This window comes from Virgisporangium ochraceum (assembly GCF_016863655.1).
Lineage (GTDB): Bacteria > Actinomycetota > Actinomycetes > Mycobacteriales > Micromonosporaceae > Virgisporangium > Virgisporangium ochraceum.
The window spans coordinates 1-1,122 of sequence record NZ_BOPH01000185.1 but is presented as its reverse complement, the minus strand read 5'-3'; the positions used below and the strand labels follow the sequence as shown (position 1 = coordinate 1,122).

Sequence of the window (1,122 nt, the reverse complement as noted above, 5' to 3'; positions counted from 1 at the left end):
GGCCGCGATCCCCCACGCCCTCGACGAGCCCGGCCGCCGCCGGCTCGCCGAGTTCCTCCAACGGCTGCGCGGGGGCCGGACCCTGGTCCTGATCGGATCCCGCCAGGACGAGGCCTGGCTGGCCCCGGGTACCTTCGACGCCAACGTCTACGATCTGCCCGGCCTCGACCCGCAGGCGACCTCCCAGCTGGTCGAACGGATCCTGGCCGAACACGGCGGCAGCCGCTACCGGTCCGACCCGGACCACCGTGACGCGTTGAAGGACCTGGTCAGCCTCCTCGGCGGCTACCCACTCCCGATGACCGTGGTACTGCCCGCCCTCGCACGTACACCACCGGGTGACATCCTCACCCACCTCAAACACGGCGACGACGCCGCCGACCCGGCCGGCATCATCCGCCGCGCCATCGAATACAGCCACGGCAACCTCGACCCCGCCGTACAAAGATCACTGCTGGCCCTGGCACCGTTCACCGCCACAATCCCCACCGGCGACATCCTCAACGCCTACCACCAGATCATCACCGGCATCGACCCGAGCCTGGCCGGGCTCAACCTGGCGGCCGCGGTCGCGGAAACCACCCGCGTCGGGCTCAGCGTCGACCATCCCGTCCTTCCCGTCGTCGAGACTGTGCCGATCCTGCCGTACTTCCTACGGACCCGGCTCCCAGACCATCCCGACCTCGCCGCCGCCGCACACGACGCGCACTACCGCCTGCACCACGCCCTCGCTGGCGACATCCGCGCCCTGCTGGAGGGAACCACACCACAACAGCGCGCCACCGGGCAGCTCTTCGCACAGGCCATGTACGCCAACCTGACCAGCGCACTGGACCACGGCACCGATACCGGCCAGCCCATTGCCGCACTGGTCTACGCCATCGCTGTGTATCTTCAGCAACGATCCCAACAGCCAACGCTCGCCCGCATCATCGAAGACGTCCTCGCCCGTCACCGGCCAGACGGCCATGACGACAGCCAGCAGGAACAGGCGATCCTGCACGGCTTCGCCGGACGCACCGCGCTGGACCTTCGCCGACTCGCAGACGCCCAACGCCATTACCAGGCCGAGCTCGACCTCCGAACCGCCGCCGGACTCCGCAAAGGTCAAGGCATAGTTCA

The 1,122-nt window shown here is 68.9% G+C and carries 1 protein-coding gene and 1 pseudogene; one reads left to right on the top strand and one right to left on the bottom strand.

Features of this window, described 5'->3' with window-relative positions; all coding sequences use genetic code 11:
• Positions 1 to 214: hypothetical protein (locus Voc01_RS52605; protein WP_203935336.1), on the bottom strand; the 214-nt coding region annotated here is incomplete at its 3' end.
• Between the two features lie 42 nt (positions 215 to 256).
• On the opposite strand from Voc01_RS52605, the pseudogene Voc01_RS52600 reads away from it, so the two are divergent.
• Positions 257 to 1,122: pseudogene (locus tag Voc01_RS52600) on the top strand (hypothetical protein); the annotation flags it as partial.